The 18,952-nt window shown below is 54.2% G+C and carries 16 protein-coding genes; 15 read left to right on the top strand and 1 reads right to left on the bottom strand.

The features are described from left to right. Positions 1–167: 167 nt before the first annotated feature. The 9 genes from P40081_RS32065 (at position 168) to P40081_RS32025 (ending at position 9,009) form a co-directional block, all read left to right on the top strand. The gene (locus P40081_RS32065) at positions 168–944 is read left to right on the top strand and encodes an ABC transporter ATP-binding protein (RefSeq protein WP_042140068.1); all 777 of its coding nucleotides are present in this window, start codon (positions 168–170) and stop codon (positions 942–944) included. A 355-nt stretch (positions 945–1,299) separates the two neighbouring features. Next, positions 1,300–2,121 carry an ABC transporter permease gene (locus P40081_RS32060; protein WP_042140067.1) on the top strand — a complete coding sequence of 274 codons (822 nt, stop codon included), beginning with the start codon at positions 1,300–1,302 and terminating at the stop codon, positions 2,119–2,121. A gap of 14 nt (positions 2,122–2,135) precedes the next feature. Continuing rightward, the gene (locus P40081_RS32055) at positions 2,136–3,023 is read left to right on the top strand and encodes an ABC transporter permease (protein WP_052422116.1); all 888 of its coding nucleotides are present in this window, start codon (positions 2,136–2,138) and stop codon (positions 3,021–3,023) included. Between the two features lie 49 nt (positions 3,024–3,072). After that, positions 3,073–4,680: an FAD-dependent oxidoreductase gene (locus P40081_RS32050; protein WP_042140066.1), complete on the top strand. Its 1,608-nt coding sequence runs from the start codon at positions 3,073–3,075 to the stop codon at positions 4,678–4,680. Next, positions 4,677–5,009 (top strand): 4Fe-4S dicluster domain-containing protein, encoded by a 333-nt coding sequence (locus tag P40081_RS32045; RefSeq protein WP_042140065.1) that lies wholly within the window; start codon positions 4,677–4,679, stop codon positions 5,007–5,009. Before P40081_RS32050 ends, P40081_RS32045 begins: the two co-directional genes overlap by 4 nt. 95 nt (positions 5,010–5,104) lie before the next feature. Then, positions 5,105–6,175 (top strand): ABC transporter substrate-binding protein, encoded by a 1,071-nt coding sequence (locus P40081_RS32040; protein ID WP_042140064.1) that lies wholly within the window; start codon positions 5,105–5,107, stop codon positions 6,173–6,175. Between the two features lie 37 nt (positions 6,176–6,212). Beyond that, the gene (locus tag P40081_RS32035) at positions 6,213–7,013 is read left to right on the top strand and encodes an alpha/beta hydrolase family protein (RefSeq protein ID WP_052422115.1); all 801 of its coding nucleotides are present in this window, start codon (positions 6,213–6,215) and stop codon (positions 7,011–7,013) included. Between the two features lie 44 nt (positions 7,014–7,057). After that, positions 7,058–8,668: an FAD-binding protein gene (locus P40081_RS32030; RefSeq protein ID WP_042140063.1), complete on the top strand. Its 1,611-nt coding sequence runs from the start codon at positions 7,058–7,060 to the stop codon at positions 8,666–8,668. Next, a complete protein-coding gene (locus tag P40081_RS32025; protein WP_039297374.1) occupies positions 8,665–9,009 on the top strand; it encodes a 4Fe-4S dicluster domain-containing protein in 345 nt (114 codons plus the stop codon). Before P40081_RS32030 ends, P40081_RS32025 begins: the two co-directional genes overlap by 4 nt. A gap of 120 nt (positions 9,010–9,129) precedes the next feature. On the opposite strand, the gene P40081_RS32020 is transcribed toward P40081_RS32025, so the two are convergent. Further along, positions 9,130–9,675: a glutathione peroxidase gene (locus tag P40081_RS32020; RefSeq protein WP_042140062.1), complete on the bottom strand. Its 546-nt coding sequence runs from the start codon at positions 9,673–9,675 to the stop codon at positions 9,130–9,132. A 288-nt stretch (positions 9,676–9,963) separates the two neighbouring features. Here P40081_RS32020 and P40081_RS32015 point away from each other — a divergent pair, with 288 nt between their 5' ends. The 6 genes from P40081_RS32015 (at position 9,964) to P40081_RS31990 (ending at position 18,853) form a co-directional block, all read left to right on the top strand. Continuing rightward, positions 9,964–10,638 (top strand): Na-translocating system protein MpsC family protein, encoded by a 675-nt coding sequence (locus P40081_RS32015; RefSeq protein WP_042140061.1) that lies wholly within the window; start codon positions 9,964–9,966, stop codon positions 10,636–10,638. Between the two features lie 149 nt (positions 10,639–10,787). Then, positions 10,788–11,177: a response regulator gene (locus P40081_RS32010; RefSeq protein ID WP_042140060.1), complete on the top strand. Its 390-nt coding sequence runs from the start codon at positions 10,788–10,790 to the stop codon at positions 11,175–11,177. A gap of 215 nt (positions 11,178–11,392) precedes the next feature. After that, positions 11,393–13,669, top strand: coding sequence for a PAS domain-containing hybrid sensor histidine kinase/response regulator (locus tag P40081_RS32005; protein WP_052422114.1), 2,277 nt, complete (start codon positions 11,393–11,395; stop codon positions 13,667–13,669). 497 nt (positions 13,670–14,166) lie between these two features. After that, positions 14,167–15,243, top strand: coding sequence for a bifunctional 3-deoxy-7-phosphoheptulonate synthase/chorismate mutase (locus P40081_RS32000; RefSeq protein ID WP_042140059.1), 1,077 nt, complete (start codon positions 14,167–14,169; stop codon positions 15,241–15,243). A 197-nt stretch (positions 15,244–15,440) separates the two neighbouring features. Continuing rightward, positions 15,441–16,895, top strand: a complete 1,455-nt coding sequence (locus tag P40081_RS31995; protein ID WP_042140058.1) for a SulP family inorganic anion transporter — start codon at positions 15,441–15,443, stop codon at positions 16,893–16,895. Positions 16,896–17,095: 200 nt separating this feature from the next. Beyond that, complete coding sequence (locus P40081_RS31990; RefSeq protein WP_042140057.1) at positions 17,096–18,853, top strand: methyl-accepting chemotaxis protein; 1,758 nt, start codon at positions 17,096–17,098, stop codon at positions 18,851–18,853. Positions 18,854–18,952: the final 99 nt, after the last annotated feature.

The raw sequence follows: 18,952 nt of genomic DNA, 5'->3' as shown, positions 1-18,952 counted from the left end.
TTACAGATAGGTGATATTTTAAATTTACAAATTCCAATTGATTTACTTTGGATTAAAATTAGCCGACTGTACAGACAGAGGTGCCGCGCGAGTTCTATCGCGAGGTTCCTCTGTTTTTTTTGTATTACAATAGTACATTTATATTTCAGCCAGAAGGAGGAGCAGATATGGGAGAAGCTTTATTGTCCATCACACAGCTGAATAAGCGCTTTGATACCGCCGGAGGACATGTGCAGGCATTGCAGGATGTGGAGCTGCATGTAGAGGAAGGGGAATTCATCACGGTGATTGGTCCCAGCGGCTGCGGCAAAAGCACTCTGCTGCGCATCGTTGCCGGTCTGGATACCGGCTATACCGGCAACGTTACGCTGGAAGGTGCAGAGATAGGCGGGCCGGGGATCGATAAGGGGTTTATTTTTCAGGAGCACCGCTTGTTCCCGTGGCTTACGGTAGAGAAGAACATTGCCTCCGATCTGCCGCTGGGCAGGCCGGATATCCGGAAGCGGGTGGATGAGCTGATTGATCTGGTGAAGCTGGGCGGCTTCGAGAAGTCCTATCCCCGGGAGCTGTCGGGCGGGATGGCCCAGCGTGTGGCAATTGCCCGTGCGCTGCTGAGGAACCCGAAGATTCTGCTGCTGGATGAACCCTTTGGTGCGCTGGATGCCTTCACCCGGGCGCATATGCAGACGGTGCTGCTCGATATTTGGCGGCGGAACCGGACTACGATGATTTTTGTAACCCATGATATTGATGAAGCAGTATTCCTCGGCAACCGGGTCGTTATTCTGGAACCCCGTCCGGGTAAAATCCGCAAGATCGTACCTGTCGACCTCCCCTATCCGCGTAAAAAAACAACAACCTCCTTTCAAGAGCTGCGCCTGAAGGTATTGAACTACTTTGAGAAGGTCGATGAGCTTGAGCTGAAGGACGGGGCGGGAATATAAAGTGACTCCTGATTCGTTGTTCGTGGATCGTTGTTGTCAGAATGGATACTCCTCAGTAGACACGGTATACACATATTGTTGTACGTAATACAACTTTGATCAACGACACCAGGCGAGCTCGAAGGGATTGTTGTACAAAATACAAGAATTATCCCGCTAAGAGGCTTGGAGAGGAAGAATTGATGCCTTTTGTACAACAATTTTGAGTTATGAACGATATGATGAGGGAAATGTTGTATTTTGTGCAGGAAGACGGTGCAGGAAGGTTGTATTGTGAAAAAGAGTGAACAAGTGCGGATTTATATCCGACTTAATCAATGTGAATATACTAATTAATTCAGAGGGAGGGACAGCCATGGCTGAACGGGCTGTAGCGGCAGGGAATGCCGGAAGAACAGGAAGGCCTGACGGCCCCGGAAAGGCGGCGATTGCCGGTCTGGGATTGCTGCTTCCGGCAGGTGTATTAATCCTGTGGCAGATTTTGAGCCATTACGGAATGATCTCGGAGATGCTGTTCCCGGCGCCTTCTACGATTGTCCAGTCATTCATTACCCTGGCATCTACCGGGGATTTATGGAGCAACCTCAGAATCAGTGTCGTGCGGGCATTGTCAGGATTTCTGCTTGGCGGCGGGCTAGGTCTGCTGTTCGGCATTCTGGTCGGATTATTCCGCAGATCGGAGAAGCTGCTGGACCCCTCGCTGCAAATGATCCGGATGATCCCGAGCCTTGCGGTAGTGCCGCTGTTCATTCTGTGGTTCGGCATCGGGGAGGAATCCAAGGTGCTGCTGATTGCCAAGGGAGCGTTTTTCCCGATCTATATTAATACCTTTATGGGGATACGCGGAACGGATAATAAGCTGTTCGAAGTAGCCCGGGTGCTTGGCTTCAGCAGAGGGAAGCAGATTGTGCGGCTGGTGCTCCCGGCAGCAGTGCCGAATATCATGCTCGGTGTGCGCTTGTCGCTGGGTCTCTCATGGCTGGGGCTGGTGGTGGCGGAGCTCATTGCTTCCACCTCGGGGATCGGCTATATGATGTCGGATGCCCGCCAGTTTGCTGATACGCCTGTAGTGTTTGTCGGGATAATTGTATTCGCCGCTGCCGGGCTGCTGAGTGACACCATTGTCCGCCTGATCGAGCAGCGGCTGCTGCGGTGGCGGGACAGCTATCAAGGATAGGAGGGAAGAACCGCATGAGTGAAGGGATAGAAGCAATAATCAAGACTGCCAAGGGGGTAAGGGAAGCCCGTGATTATAGCGGAACCGCTCCAATTACTACGCATAACAACAAGAGAAGATTAATGGTTGCATCCTGGAAAACTCTTTTGTCCGACTGGGGCACCGGGGCTGTTATTCCTGTAGCTGTAATCGCCGTATGGCAGCTTGCCGGAAGCGCAGGCTGGATCTCGCCGGAGTTTCTTCCGGCGCCGCTGACGATTCTCTCCGCTTTTGCAGATCTGGCGGTTAGCGGGGAGCTTGTCCATCATCTGGGCGTCAGTATCGGACGGGCTGGCATCGGATTCCTTATCGGAGGAATTCTCGGCCTGCTGCTGGGGACACTGACCGGCCTGTTCCGCAGTGCAGCCTATCTGCTGGACCCGAGCGTGCAGATTCTGCGGCTGGTTCCCCATCTGGCTATTGCCCCGCTGATCATTCTATGGTTCGGCTTCGGGGAGATTTCGAAGGTGGTTATTATCATGAGCGGCTCTTTCTTTCCGCTCTATATCAATACATTCATGGGCATCCGGGGAGTGGACAACAAGCTGTTTGAAGTAGCCCGGGTGCTCGGATTCAGCCCGCTGCAGAAGCTGCGGCGGCTGATCCTGCCGGCGGCGCTGCCGGGCATTCTGCTGGGACTGCGCCTGTCGATGGCTGTGGCCTGGATCGGTCTGGTGGTTGCCGAACTGATCGGATCACAGTCCGGGGTTGGGTTTCTCATTAATGAGGCGAAGCAGAATTCCAATACGGCCGTTATTTTTGTCGGAATTATTATTTTTGCAGTGGTCGGCAAGCTGATCGATTCTCTCTTCCGCATCATCGAACGCAAATTCCTGTACTGGCGTGACAGCTATCAAGGTTAAAGACAAGCTAATGAAACGCTAACGCTAATGAAACCAAGGGGGCAACAACATGAACCAACCGGCACTGAAGGAAACATTGAAACTGACGGCGGATGTACTGGTAATCGGCGGAGGTCCGGCAGGAACATGGGCGGCACTTACAGCCGCAGCTAAGGGAGTGAAGGTGATCCTGGCCGACAAGGGATACTGCGGCTCCAGCGGTGCAACTGCCCCGTCGGGCACCGGAGTCTGGTACGTGAAGCCGGAAGAAGAGCTGCGCGAGGCAGCGAAGGCCAGCCGTTACGCTATGGGCGGCAAGCTGGCTGAGCACCGCTGGATGGACCGGGTGCTGGACCGGACTTATGAGAATATGAACAGACTGGGCGTTGCCGGCTATCCGTTCCCGGTGGATGAGGAAGGCAATCAATACCGCCGGAGCCTGCAGGGACCTGAATATATGCGCCTGATGCGCAAGCTGGTGAAGAAGGCGGGCGTGAAAATTCTGGACCATAGTCCGGTGCTTGAGCTGCTCGCCGATGAGCACGGGGTAGCCGGAGCGGCCGGCGTGCAGACCCAGAGCGGAGAAGCCTGGAGTGTGCATGCCGGGGCGGTAGTTATCGCTACCGGAGGCTGCGCTTTCCTCAGCAAGGCGCTTGGCTGCAACGTATTGACCGGTGACGGGTACTTGTTCGCCGCTGAAGCAGGAGCGAGCTTGTCGGGTATGGAGTTCTCCAATGCCTACGCGATCTGCCCGACCTTCTCCTCCGTAACGAAGACTGCTTATTACAGCTACGCCAGCTTCTATTATGAAGACGGAACTGTAGTGGAAGGAGCAGGCTCCAAGAAGGGCCGCTCAGTCATTGCCAGGAATCTGCTGGCCGGGCGCCAGGTATTCGCGAAGCTTGACGGAGCGGATGAAGCATTGCAGCCGCTGCTGCGGGTGGCGCAGACGAATTTCTTCCTGCCGTTCGACCGGCGGGGCATTAATCCCTTCAAGGATGTATTCCCGGTGACGCTGCGGCTGGAAGGTACAGTCCGCGGCACAGGCGGCATCCGGATTACAGACGAGAGCTGCGGCACTGGGGTTCCGGGGCTGTATGCAGCAGGGGATGCGGCTACCCGTGAGCTGATCTGCGGAGGGTTCACCGGAGGCGGCAGCCATAATGCCGCCTGGGCGATGTCTTCCGGCTCCTTCGCCGGAGAAGGGGCGGCAGACTATGCAGCCGGACTCGGCTGGCATTCAGTTCACCGTGCACCCGTAGGGTTATCCTCTTCACCGCTGGTTCACCAGGAAGTGAAGGCGGGCGCCGCTGCCAGAACCGCAGAATATGTGGAGGCTGTGCAGGCAGAAGTCAAACCGTACGATATTAATCTGTTCCGTACAGAGCAGGGGCTGGAATCTTCGCTGGAGCGTCTGGACGGACTATGGAAAGAGCAGCGCAGCCGGGAAATCCAGCGCACACCGGAAGGTGTGAAGGCACGCGAAGCCGAAGCGATGACGGCAACGGCACGCTGGATGTACAGCTCCGCTCTGGCCCGCACCGAAACCCGGGGAATGCACAAACGGGAGGATTTCAAGGGAAGTGACGACAGCCAGCATCACCGCCTGATTAGCGGCGGACTGGACCAGGTATGGGTGAAGACAGAAGAGGTAGCGAAGGAGAGTGTATTGTTGTGATTGAAGTCATCAGCGCTGACCGGTGTGTAGAATGCAATCAATGTGTATCTGTCTGCCCGACCAATGTATTCGACAGGGTGGATAACGGAATTCCGGTTATCGCCCGGCAGAGCGACTGCCAGACCTGCTTCATGTGTGAGCTGTATTGCCCGGTGGATGCCCTGTATGTGGCTCCGGATTCCGAGGGGATTACCGGAATTACTGAGGCGGAGCTGGAACAGCAGGGACTGCTCGGCGGTTACCGCGAGAAGGTAGGCTGGGGCAAGGGCAGACAGCCGGTAGCCAGTCATGACTTCATGTATAAGCTGGCAGCCCGGGCAGGCTTCTGAGTGATGCGCCGTTATAGACACTAATCCAAAATACAGGCAAGAGTCCTTATACAAACATCAAACATCCAGCAGACGACTGAGGGGAGAATACAGAAATGAGCAAATTGTACAGAGAGATTAAAGGTGTATGGAGCAAAGGGGGACGCCTCACGCTGATTACAGGTGTGGTGATGATCATGCTGGTGCTGCAGGCTTGCGGTAATAATACCGGCTCCGGGAACAACGGAACGGCAGCCAACGGCGCAGGAACGAATACGGCCGACGCGGCGGGCAGTGAGGCTTCAAGCAATGTTCCTGCTGTGCTGAATTTCGGATACATTGGCTCCAATAAGCTGAATGTACCGGGCGGTGCAGAAGGCTGGGGACTCTATAAAGGGATTATTCAGGAAGAGCTGAAGCAGTACGGAATTACCGAAGTGAAGCTGACCGGCTTCCCGAACGGACCGGATCAGACGGAATCCTTAATCAGCGGAAGACTTGATTTCGGCAGCCTTGGGGATACCCCGGCGATTATCGCCTACGCTTCAGGAGCCAAGACCCGGTTGATCGCCCAGACTTCCGCGCATACGGTCGGTTATCTGATCGGCAAGAAGGACGGACCAAAGACAGTGCAGGAACTGAAGGGCAAAACCATTGCGATCCAGAAAGGGTCCTTCATGCACCGCTACGTAGTCGGCCTGCTGAAGCAGGAAGGGGTAACCGACTATAAGCTGGTTCACATGCTGATTCCGGATGCTACCGCAGCACTTGCCCGCGGCGATGTGGACGCGACCACCAATAACGGTGTAGCGGCGCTTAAGCAGATCGAGCAGGGATACACTCATTTGGATGATGCCTCTACCCATCCGGATCTGCTCGGAAGCAGTGCTACCGTAGTGTCAGAGGAGTATCTTGCGAAATTCCCGGATTTCCCTAAGGTCTGGAATGCGGCACGGGAGAAGGCACTGGCCGACCTGAAGCAGCATGAAGATGAGTATTATGAGTTCCTGGCCGAGATCGGGGATACAACCCCGGAACTCGCGAAGCAGGTGAATCCGATCAGTGATATTAAGGATACAGCCTTCACGGAAGACGGCACGAAGCTGCTGGAGGGCACCAAGAACTTCCTCGTGGAAGAGAAGCTGGCCAAGAAGGATTTCAACATCAGCGACTGGCAGCTCAAGTAATTCATGACAGGTAAACAGGTGAACGGAGGGGATGCAGATGTCCGAAGAAACCTTGACCATTGAACATTTCAAGCTGCCGCTGGAGAACGGGCTGTATCTGGAGGGCGAGGTGCGGGTTCCTGCGGGGACTGCACCGAAGCCCGTCATCCTGATCAGCCATGGCTTCCGAGGACATAAGGACTGGGCATTCTGGCCGGAGGTCTCCGGCAGACTTGCCGGGAGCGGGTTCTACACCGTAAGCTTCAATTTCTCACGGATCGCTGCCCGCAATTTGGACGGGGTTAGCCCGGAGGAAGCTGCCGGAGCGGCTACGCTGAGCCGGGAGCTGCTGGATCTGGAGCAGGTGCTCCACAGCCTGCTTGAGGGCAGGCTGCCGCTTGCCGGACTGGCCGACACGGAGCGGATAGCAGTTCTGGGGCACAGCCGTGCAGGCGGAAGTAACATTCTGTTCGCGGCAGAGCATCCTGAGGTGAAGGCGCTGGTGGTCTGGAACGGCGGTTCACCACCGCAGCCGCAGCAGGGTGAAGGTGCCCCGGCGCTTACGCTGCAGGAGCGGACGATCCGCGAGGATCAGCAGCGTAACAAGGAGCGCTTCAATCTGGAGAAGGCACTCGGCAGAGTACCGGCCGCAGCGCTGCTGATTCAGGGTGATCAGGACCGTGAAGCCTTGCTGCAGCAGCATGCAGGCTTCAGGGAACAAGCGCCGCATCACCGGTATCAGAGCATCCGGGGTGCGGATCACACCTTTGGCACGGTGGACCCGTACGAAGGCTCCACCTCTGCGCTGAATGAGGCTGTTGCCTCGACAATAGCATTTTTGCAGGAGAAGCTGGTCTGATCTTAATTCTACATTTCAGGGGACCATGAAGAGGGGGAAGCGGAATGCCGCAGCAGCAACAGCAGGCAACAACAGATGTTCTAGTGCTGGGCGGAGGCCCGGCCGGAGCATGGGCGGCATGGAGTGCAGCTTCTCAGGGAGCGAAGGTAATTCTGGCCGATAAGGGATATCTCGGAACAAGCGGGGCTACCGCGCCGGGAGGAACAACGCTGCTGGTGATTCAGCCGGTGGCAGAGCTACGGGAGCAGGCTGTGCAGGCCAGACTTAAGGCAGGCGGCTATCTCTCGGAGAATGCCTGGATTCACCGTGTGCTGGATCAGGTCGAGCAGAATCTGGAGCTGGTAGAGGAGTGGGGGTATCCCTTTCCGAAGGATGAGGAGGGCAGGCCGCTGCGGACGCATCTGCATGGCCCGGAATACATGAAGCTTATGCGTAAAGTGGTGCGCAAGGCGGGGGTGCGTATATGGGATCAATCGCCGGCGCTGGAGCTGCTCCATGATCAGCACGGCGTGGGCGGAGCACGCGGAATTAACCGCTTAACCGGGGAGACCTGGGAAGTGAAGGCGAACGCGGTGATTATGGCTACCGGAGGCTGTGCCTTCCTCAGCAAGGGGCTGGGCTGTAATGTGCTCACGGGCGAAGGACTGCTGATGTCAGCCGAGGCTGGTGCCGAGCTGTCGGGTATGGAATTCACCCGGCAATATGCTCCGAGCTTCGCGGACGGAACGGTAACACGCGGGCGGATGCTGGCCTGGGCCACGCTGTATGATGAAGCGGGAAGGCCACTGCATCAGGGTGACCGCACCTTCGGCAGCATCCCTGAGCTGATGCTGAGGGGCCCGGTCTACGCCTCGCTGGATCTGGCGGATACGAAGGAGAAGCAGGATTTCCTCCGTAACGCCCATCCGATCTTCTTCATGCCGCTGGAGCGGGCGGGGATTGATCCATTCAAGGATAAATTCCCGCTTACGCTGCGCTATGAAGGCACGATGCGCGGCACGGGCGGCTTGCGCCTGACCGGTACCGATTGTGCCACCTCGGTGCCGGGGCTGTATGCGGCCGGAGATGCCGCATCCCGCGAGAAAGTCACCGGCGCCATCTCCGGCGGCGGCGCCTACAATGCATCCTGGGCCATCTGCAGCGGCAGCTGGGCAGGACAAGGCGCGGCGCGGCACGCTCTGCAGGAGCCGCGTCCGGCGGACAGCCGGCTGCTCCGCGCGGCGGGCCGCTACGGGATGCCGGCTGGCGCCGGCACAGCCAGGGCGCTGGACGCGAAGCCGCTGATCGCGGCGGTCCAGCGGGAGATCCTGCCGCTGCGGATTAACTACTTCCGCAGCGAGCCTATGGTCGCCGCAGCCCTGCAGCGGCTGAACAGCCTGATGCCTGAGCTCAGCGGGCAGGTGCCCGCGACGGTTCAGGGCATCGTGCAATCGCGTGAAGCGGCCGCCATGCTGAATGTCGGCCGCTGGATCTACACCGCCGCGCTGGCCCGCAAGGAGAGCCGCGGCCTGCAGCGCCTGGCCGAGTATCCGGCGCTGGACCCGCGCCAGACCCACCGCCTGATCCTCTCCGGTATCGATACGATTGGCATCCGCACCGAAAGTGTGCCTCATGCCCAGGAGCTGCGGATACCAAGAGAGGAGCGGGCGATATGATTGAACTGGTCAGCCAGGACCGCTGCATCGGCTGCAGGCTGTGCGTGAAGGTCTGCCCGACGAATGTCTTCGAGATGCAGGGCAAGCTTGCCGTCATTGCCCGCCAGGAGGATTGCCAGACCTGCTTCATGTGCGAGGCGTATTGTCCGGCGGATGCGCTCTATGTGGCGCCGCAGGCAGATCTGTCCATGGAGGTGGATGAGCAGGAGCTGATTGAATCAGGCCTGCTGGGCAGCTGGCGGGCAGAGATCGGCTGGAACCCGGGTGCGGAGGATACGATGGCGGAGCGGGACACGACACCTTTCTTCGAGGTGTTCACCGAGACTTACCGCGGCAAGTAATCAGGAATAAGCAAGTAAATGACAAAAAGGTGTTCTGCAGCCCTTGCCGGCAGCGGAACACCTTTTTTTATTTGAATATTTCACGGGTAACATAGTCTTCGTCATTCTCGCTATAACGCTTTACAGCAGCTTCTGAATGGCAGGCTCCATATCCAGCGGATCAACCGGAGATTCGAAGCGCTCCACCACGTTGCCGTTACGGTCAATCAGGAACTTGGTGAAATTCCATTTAATCTCATCGTTTGTGAGCGCTGCAGGATCACGTTCCTGAAGCATGGTGTGCAGCAGCTTGCCGTTTGAGTCCGTATCGTCGAAGCCCTGGAAGCCGGCCTGTTCCGTCAGATAAGCGAATAGGGGATGACGGTTATCCCCCTTAACATCAATTTTTTCGAAAAGCGGGAAGGTTACGCCGTAATTGATCTGGCAGAACACGTTAACCTCTTCATTGGAGCCGGGCTCCTGTTCGCCGAACTGGTTGCTGGGAAACCCGAGAATTTGCAGTCCCTGCTCCTGGTACTTCTCATGAAGCTTCTGAAGGTCGGAGTATTGCGGAGTATAGCCGCATTTGCTGGCAGTATTAACGATCAGGAGGACCTTATTCTTGTATTGTTCAAGCCGGGTCTCTTTCCCCCGGATATTGCGGGCCTCATACTCATAAATGCTCATTGCTGCTTCATCCTTCCGGTATATGAATTAATATTTATAGCTATTTAATTTTAAACAATTTAATTTTGGGTGTCAAACTAATAATACACTGTTAGGGCAATACTAATGTTGTGCCCCTACATACATATCCAGGAAGGCCCCGGCAGCCCTTTATGAACTTTTATATATTTATATATACGAAGTCCCCCGGTTGAGATTATACTAAAGTGAACGAACCGTTTTTTCAGCAGGCGGAGCGTCTCCCCATACGTATAACACAGACAAGAATATTATGCTGGAGGAAATTGAATGAGCACTACAGAACTTACTAGCCAACTTTCCAGTTTCACAGGAAGATTACTGCGGGAACGCTTTGGGAAAGGGCCTGAATCCATACACGCCTCCATCGGGAAGCAATGTATAGCGCTGCATATCCGTAATTTTATCGGGCCTGTGGAGAGATTTTTGTTAAATAAGGAAGAAGAACAGGCGTTTCGCTATACGAGAGAGCTTCTGATGAAGTCTCTGCTGCCCGAGCTTGCGGCTTACCTGAAGGAAACGATGGCTATGGAGGTTGGCGAGCTTTTCTATGACTGGGGTATACATAACGCGTCTGGAATGATCGTTGCGCTCATTAAGAATGACGTTATGGTCATTGACGATTATGCGGGGCGTCAAGAAGTCCATGCCCAGATTAATGAAGTTAGCAGAAAGGTTCAGAAGGAACCGGTCTATACCGACTCCTGGTGGCTGGGCCCGCGCATTCTGATTATCAAACGTGAGGGTATCCTGATCCCGCTGGAGAAGGAACTGATTGGTCTTGGTTATGAGAATACGCTTAAGACCACCAAACGCAAGATGGAAAAACGCTATTTGGAGGATACCACCACGATTGCCCCGATGCTCGGCAAGGAACTGTCGGATATATATGTGGATTGGGATTTCGACAAAGATACCAGTGTGATAGCATATACTTTTCAATAAGTTTAACTATAAATAAGGCGGAAATGAGTCGGACATGCGAATGAGCCGAACATGAGCCGGAGAAGGGGGAATCGTCCCTTTCTTCGGCTTTTTTATTTTCTGCCTGTTTATGGGCTGTTGTGCTGGGACTTTTTAGGAGGATATGCCGGATGGAGGAATACAAGCGGACAGTATTATATGTGGAAGATAATCAACTCAACATGGCCCTAATGCATCATATCTTCAAAAGAAACCTGCCCTCCGTATTGCTGCTGAAAGCTGAAACGGCAGAGCTGGGGCTAAGTATAGCCCGTGAAGCACTGCCGGATCTGATCATCCTGGATATCGGGCTGCCCGGCCTCAACGGATATGAAGCTCTGGAAATATTGCAGCAGGATGAGGCTACTTGCCATATTCCGGTACTGGGAACCAGTGCGTTTGCTCAATTATCGGATATTGAAAAAGCCAGGAATAAGGGTTTTGCTGCGTATATCACCAAACCTTTCCAGGTCAAAGCCTTCACTGAAATGGTGAAGAGACTGCTGGACGGCGGGCTATAAATCAAGGATAAAGTAATGCAGGAATGGATTGAACAAAGGCGGGGAACTGGGGAGAGCTCTGTCTGAAGGCTGGTTCGCGGGTTAATATAATCTGCTATACATTTTATAGTTTCTATTTCGACAGAATCATTTGACTTTCGCCCGGATATGCAAGATATTTATATTACAGATTTGAACTATTGCATGTATTACTCCACGAACGGGCGGTGGAATTTATGCTAAGACAACATACGGAGAGCTCTTCTCCATTCGAACAGGCATTCAAAAAGGGGACTGCCGGAGTCGCATTTCTCTCCATTTCCGAAGAATGGACCAGTGTGAACCCGGCGGTAACCCTGTTGCTCGGATACATGGAAGAACGATTGCTGGGGCATGGCTTCGCGGAGTTTCTGTCTGAAGATTCCCTGGAGATTCATAGGCAAAAAATGGGGACTCTAAAAGCGGGAGAGGCTCCCTTTTTTGAATGTGAACTGAATTTCCGGCATGCAGACGGCTCTGTGGTTGCAGTACTGCTGCATGTTTCTCTGATTAGCGAGCCCTCTACGGGAATGGGCTTGTATTATATCGTTCATCTGGCCGGATTGCCGCACACAGAGGCTAAGTCCAGGAATGAACTTCCTGCACCGCCAGATGAGCTGTACCGCTTGATCGCAGCCAATATTAGAGACATTGTATATTATGCAACCCCGGATGGTATCTGCAGATACTGTTCTCCTTCGATTGTGGAAGTACTCGGGTATAAGCCTGAGGAATTGATCGGCTGTGATATCCGCGGACTGGTTCACCCCGGGGATATGGAATTTATGAGCGCTCCGCAGGCGGCTGAGCTTCAGAGTGTGCAGCTGCGGATTCTTCATAAGGACGGGAGGTATCTCTGGATTGAATTCACGCTGCGGATTGTGGAAGACAGCGGGAACTGGAGCGTACTTGCCGTAGGCCGTGATGTGACACAGCGCAAGATTATGGAGCAGAAGCTGCAGGAATCGGTAGAGCGGTATACCTCGCTGAAGAAATATAACCATGATGCGATTATTTCCCTGGATCTGGAAGGTAACATTATCAACGGGAATGAGAAGGCCGTAGAGCTGACAGGCTACACGATTCCTGAGCTGGTGGGAATGAGTGTCGGACGGATTATCGGGAACCACCATCTTCACGACGTAATCAGCTTCTGCCAGAAGAAGGGTTCCATGGAACGAAGCATTGACCTCATCTGGCATAAGGACGGACATTCCGTGGAGGTGCTGACAACCCTTGCCCCTATCATTATCAACAATGAGACGGTGGGCTTTTATATTATCGTCAAGGATATTACCGAGCAGAAGAAGCTGCTGATCGCCAAAGAAACCGCCGAGAATACGAACCGGGCCAAAAGCGAGTTCCTGGCTATGATGAGCCATGAAATCCGCACGCCGATGAACGGGGTGATCGGGATGACCGATCTGCTGCTGGACCTCAGTGATCCGGATTCTCAGCAAAGGGAATACCTGGAAATCATCCGCCAGAGCGGAGAATCCCTGCTGAATATCATTAACGATATTCTGGATCTGTCCAAGATTGAGGCGGGCAAAACCTCATTGCATGAAGAACCGTTTGTCCTTCAGCACTGCATGGAGTCTGCTCTGGAGCTGCTGCAGCTTAAGGCGGAGAATAAGGGCCTCGCCATCCAGGTGGAGGTAGGCCCGGATGTACCCGCTGATCTGATCGGGGACGGAGAACGCTTGAAGCAGATCCTGATCAATCTGGTCGGCAATGCAGTGAAGTTCACTCACACTGGCGGGGTAAAAGTCGGCGTGCAAAGGATACGGGGAGAAGAGGCTGCTGATGGGGTAACGCTGCAATTTACAGTGGCGGATACAGGAATAGGCATTCCGGAGGATGCCCGCAGCCGGTTGTTCGAGCCGTTCTACCAGCTGGATCATTACATGAGCCGCAAACATGAAGGAAGTGGTCTGGGGCTGGCGATCAGCAAGCAGCTGGTTGAAATGATGGGGGGCAGGATTCAGCTGGAGCCGCAGACCGGGCAGGGGGCAACCTTTGTATTTACGGTGGTGCTCCGGACCGAGAAGCAGGCCCAGACTGCTGAGGGGGCGGAGCCGGGCCTGCTGAGTCCGCAGCAGCTCAGCCGTTCTTTGCGCATCCTGGTGGCTGAAGACAATGTCATTAATCAGATTGTGCTGCGCAAAATTCTGGAGAAGCGCGGGTTCGCCGTGGATGTTGCGGAAGACGGGCTGCAGGTAGTCGAGATGGTCACTCAGCGCAGCTATGATCTGATCTTCATGGATGTGCAGATGCCCGGCATGAACGGCCTGGAGGCTACATCGAGAATCAGGCAGACGCAGCCGGCAGATTCGCAGCCGGTCATTATTGCCGTAACGGCTAATGCACTCAAAGGCGACCGGGAATTATGCATTGAAGCCGGAATGGACGAGTATATCAGCAAGCCGCTGAGAAGCGAGACGATAGTGAATGTTATCGGGAAATTCTTTTAATCAGCAGGCAGTCTTCCGTCTATCCATCAATGATTAACGTTGCTGCGTTAAAGCTGTAATGCGTCACTCTGACATCTTGCATGTGGAAGTCATTTTGATTAAGATAGCAGAAACCGGTGCACAAGACGCACCGATATACCATTAAATGACAATGACGAAGAGAGTAAGCACTTTATAGCGGATCTTAACAGGGAAGGTGTGCCGGAGACTGAGAGCACCCTCATTTGACGCTTAGTGCCGAAGTTCACTTCCGAGTCGGCCCCTGAAGTACACTGCTGCAGCAGGTATGAGTAGGGAGGCCCGCTTCCAGCGTTAACGGGTGTAAGACAGAGTTAATCCGGTCCGGGAATGAGGTAACAGCTTTCCGGGTGCTGACGCGTCAGCAGGATTCATCTCTAAATAAGGGTGGTACCACGGCTCCTCGTCCCTTGCGACGGGGGGCCTTTTTGCGTTCGTTCATAGGATTAACTATTAACTACTTAAGGGAGTGTCAGGAAATGAGTAATGTGGAATTGGATAAGCTGAGAGCACGGCTTGATGAAATTAACGGACAACTGCTGGAGCTGATCTCGGAACGTGCGGAAATCGTTCAGGAAATCGGAGTGCTCAAGGAGAAGCAGGGTGTGCCGAAGTTCGATCCTGAACGCGAGAAAGCCATGCTGGATAAGCTGGTAGCAAGCAACAAGGGACCTTTCACCAGCGGCACGATCCGTACCCTGTTCAAGCAGATTTTCTCTGCTTCACTGGATCTGCAAAGCACGGAACATAAGAAGTCCCTGCTGGTAGCCCGGAAAAATCACGCCGAAGATACAGTAATTACCCTTCCGGGTAATGTAACCGTCGGCGGATTATCTTCGCTGATGGTTGCCGGACCCTGCTCGGTGGAGAGTGAGCTGCAGACCCGTACAGTTGCCGCTGCCCTGCAGAAGGCAGGAGTGAAGGTGATGCGCGGCGGAGCCTTCAAGCCCCGTACCTCTCCGTATGATTTCCAGGGACTTGGAATGGACGGTCTGAGAATTCTGCGTGAAGCAGCGGATGAATACGGGCTTCTGACCATCAGCGAAATTGTAGACCCGCGTCATATTGAAGAGGCCCTTGATTATGTCGATGTTATTCAGGTCGGTGCACGGAACATGCACAACTTCGAACTGCTCAAAGCGGTAGGGGAAGTGAACAAGCCGGTACTGCTGAAGCGCGGATTATCCGCTACACTGGATGAATTCGTCCATGCGGCAGAATACATTATGTCCCGGGGCAATATGGAGATCATACTGATTGAACGCGGCATCCGTACCTATGAGAAAGCGACCCGTAACACGCTGGATATTTCGGCAGTGCCGATTCTCAAGCAGGAATGCCATCTGCCGGTGCTGGTCGATGTGACCCATTCCACCGGACGCAAGGATATCCTGATCCCATGTGCCAAAGCCGCACTTGCCGCCGGAGCCGACGGCATCATGGTGGAGGTGCATCCCGATCCGGCAACCGCCTTATCGGATGCGGCGCAGCAGCTTAATATTGAAGAGTTCAACACCTTCTTCAATGAAGTGAAAGCCTCCGGACTGTACCGTTAATTTTAATATCTAGAGTTCAGGCGAAAATAGCAGGATCGGTGAGAACGGGGCAGGAAGTAGCGCTTACAAGCACAGGTTGGACTTTTGTGGAGGTTAAGGCGGGTCAGGTACAATAAGAAGCATTGGCGGTGCACCGGCCCCGGGCTCTATGGAAGAGCCTATAACCTTATAACAAGACACAGGAGGAGCAGCACAATTTGAAGCAGTCAAGCTTATACAACAACGGTTGGTTTTCCAACACACGGAGCGACATTCTGTCAGGTATGACCGTGGCGATTGCCTTAATCCCTGAAGCGATTGCTTTCTCCATCCTCGCTGGCGTAAGCCCGATGGTTGGATTGTACGCATCTTTCTGTATTGCTATTGTGACGGCATTTGCCGGCGGAAGACCGGGCATGATCTCAGCGGCGACCGGAGCGATGGCGCTATTGGTCGGTAGCCTGGTGATTTCACACGGAATTGAGTACCTGTTCGCGGCCACCGTACTGGCGGGAATCTTTCAGATTCTGATGGGAATGCTGAAGCTTGGCAGATTCATCACGTTCCTGCCGCAGCCGGTAATGACCGGCTTCGTCAACGCATTAGCCATTCTTATCTTCATGGCCCAATTGGTGCATTTTGAAGGACAGGGCTGGATTATGTATGCGCTGGTGGCACTTACACTGGTCATCATTTATACGGTTCCGCGGATCACGAAGGCTGTCCCTTCGGCACTTGTAGCGATTATCGCAGTTTCCGTACTCAGCATTGTTCTTAATCTGGATGTAAGAACCGTAGGCGATATGGGCACCATTACTTCGGCTCTGCCGGTGTTCCATCTGCCGGATCTTCCCTTCACGCTGGATACACTGCTGATCATTCTGCCCTATTCACTGTCGCTCGCTGTAGTCGGATTGCTGGAATCCCTAATGACCGCAACGCTGATTGATGATATTACCGGCACCGGCAGTGACAAGAACCGGGAAGCGAAGGGACAAGGCCTGGCCAATATCGTGACCGGCTTCTTCGGCGGGATGGCAGGCTGTGCAATGATCGGCCAGTCGATGGTTAATATGAAATCGGGCGGACGTACACGGCTGTCTACTTTTGTATCGGGGATCTTTCTTTTGTTCCTGATTCTCGTTCTGGGCGATGTGGTTAAGCAGATTCCGATGGGCGCCTTGGTCGGTGTTATGATCATGGTCTGCATTAGCACCTTCGAGTGGGGTTCACTGAAGACTTTAGCCAAGGTGCCGCTCAGCGATGCACTGGTCATGATCGTTACGGTAGTCACCGTGGTAGTGACGGATAATCTGTCGATCGGCGTATTGTTCGGTGTTCTGCTAAGCGCTTTGTCTTTTGCCTGGAAAATGGCTTCAATAAAGCTCGGCGTCCATACGACGGCATCTGTAACTACCTACAAAGTATCGGGCCAGCTGTTCTTCGGTACAACCAGTCATTTCGTGCATGAATTTATGTATGAGAGTGATCCGCAGCAGGTGATTATCGACTTCTCCCATTCCCATGTGTGGGATCAGTCGGCGGTGGGAGCTATTGCCAAAACGCTGGACAAATACGCGGCACTCGGCAAAAAGGTAACGATTACCGGATTAAATGAAGAAAGTGCCCGGCTGGTGAAACGGATCGGCCTGAGCTTGTCGGGCGGGCATTGAAGGATAAATGTATTGAGGCTGTCTTTGGAGCTGTTATGGCTTCAGAGGCAGTCTCTTTTTTTGTAATATCTTTTGCGGCAGGAAAAAGGAATTTCGAAAAAATTGTCGAAATTTTCCGGTAGAGGGACATTTGTCATTGCGTGTTCAGGAATGACCCTACTTTATTAACGCAATTGCCGTGCGCGAAAGGGAATGCCTACATGTTTTCTTTTATCCGAACAAGACTTATTGCCCGTATCCTCTGTATCATGACTGTAGTCATTCTATGTATCACGGCAGGGAACATTGCGATTCAGCGGGCGAACACCGGATCAGCGGTGAAAGGGACGATCAGCAGTTACAACATGAGTATTGCCAGCCATTATGTTACGCAGATTGATGCCGGCCGTTACAGCGAGTTCCTGGCCGATCCCCGGGAATCGGATCTGTATTGGTCGCTCCGCAATGAACTGGATCAGTTCAGGGTGTCGATCGGTGCCCGTTATGTATACTTTGTCAGGATCGATGAAGCCAATCAGCCGCAGCTGATGATTGACGGCAGACCGGAGGGGGACCCGCTGGCTTCGCAGATTAATGAAATTACAGATATGCCGGCTGCTGCAGTTGAGGCGGTCCTTGCAGGAGAGAATGCGAGTACGCCGCTGATCATGAATCCTGAATATGGGGATTATATCTCGGCATTTGTACCGGTGAAAGGGGCTGACGGGGCTCTGATCGGGGCGCTGGGCATTGACACCGATGTCGCTGTCCTTAGCAGCCTGACCCGTGACGTCCTGATCCAAAGTCTGCCTCTCTATGGTATTATTCTCGCCTTATCCCTGGCCGCTTTGGCGGTGCTGGCCTGGTTTGTATCCCGGTCATTGCGTCCACTGGGGACGATCACGCAGAGTGCGGGCACCATGGCCAGGGGCGACTTGGCTGAGGCCGCGCGGATTCTGAATGCCCGTCCGGTCAGGTCCCGGGATGAGATTGGAACGGCTTATCAGGCGATGCTTCAGATGTCAGGTGATTTGAATGCAAGAGTGAGAGGGATGGTGTCTGGTGTGTCCACGGCATCCGATTCTCTCTACGGCTCCTCTGAGACATTCGCCAGGAATGCCGATGATGTACTGAAGATGAGTGAGGCCGTTAACGGCAGAATCGGCGACATCTACGCCGGTGCCCATTCGCAGACCGAAGGAGCACAGAGCAGCGCTGTGGCAATGGATGAGATGGCGCAGGGGATTTCGCGCATTTCGGCAGCTTCGGCCGTTGTCTCCGAATTCGCGGTCAAGGCTCTGGATATCGTGCAGTCCTCCCAGACTGCCATGAATCATACGAATCAGCAGATGAAGTCGATTTCCGTATCTACCGGCCATACCCTGGACATCGTGCTGCTGCTGCAAGGCTATGCGAATGAAATCGAGGGCGCGCTGGCTGCGATCAGGCAGTTCGCCGATCAGACGAAGCTGCTTGCGCTGAATGCCTCGATTGAGGCAGCGCGTGCGGGAGAACACGGGCGGGGCTTCACTGTCGTAGCCGGAGAAGTACGCAAGCTGGCGGAGGGCTCTGCGGCTTCGGTCGAGCGGGTTGCCGATTTACTGATTCATATCGGCAATGCCTCAGCAAGCATTGGTACGCAAATGACGGACGCTTCCCATGAAGTCAGTGAAGGTGTGCGGATGTCTGCCGAAGCAGAAGCTGCGCTGCTGGAAGCATCGGCCGCTTTTCGTGAGGTGGCCGGACAGATTGTCGATATGTCGGCGACGGCAGAGCAGCTGTCAGCAGGCACAGAGGAGGTTGCTGCAACGGTGGGCAGCATGGCTTCCATTGCCGGAGGTGTCTCGGAGCAGACAAGGCAGATCCGTGAGCTGACCGGTCTTCAACTGGAGAAGATCAAAGAAGTATACGAAGCTTCGATGATGATCAGCGCGAATACAGGCGACTTGCGGGAAGCTATCCGGCAGGTGAAGGTGTAAGCGGCGCTTCAAGTGTTGATCGGGCGTAGTAGCAGGTGTTCGCTCTCCGGCTTTCCAAAGTGTTCGACTATTGGTATGATTACAAGGAATGCGAACATC

Source organism: Paenibacillus sp. FSL P4-0081 (assembly GCF_000758565.1).
GTDB lineage: Bacteria > Bacillota > Bacilli > Paenibacillales > Paenibacillaceae > Paenibacillus_AQ > Paenibacillus_AQ phytohabitans.
This window is presented reverse-complemented; position numbering and strand designations above follow the sequence as displayed.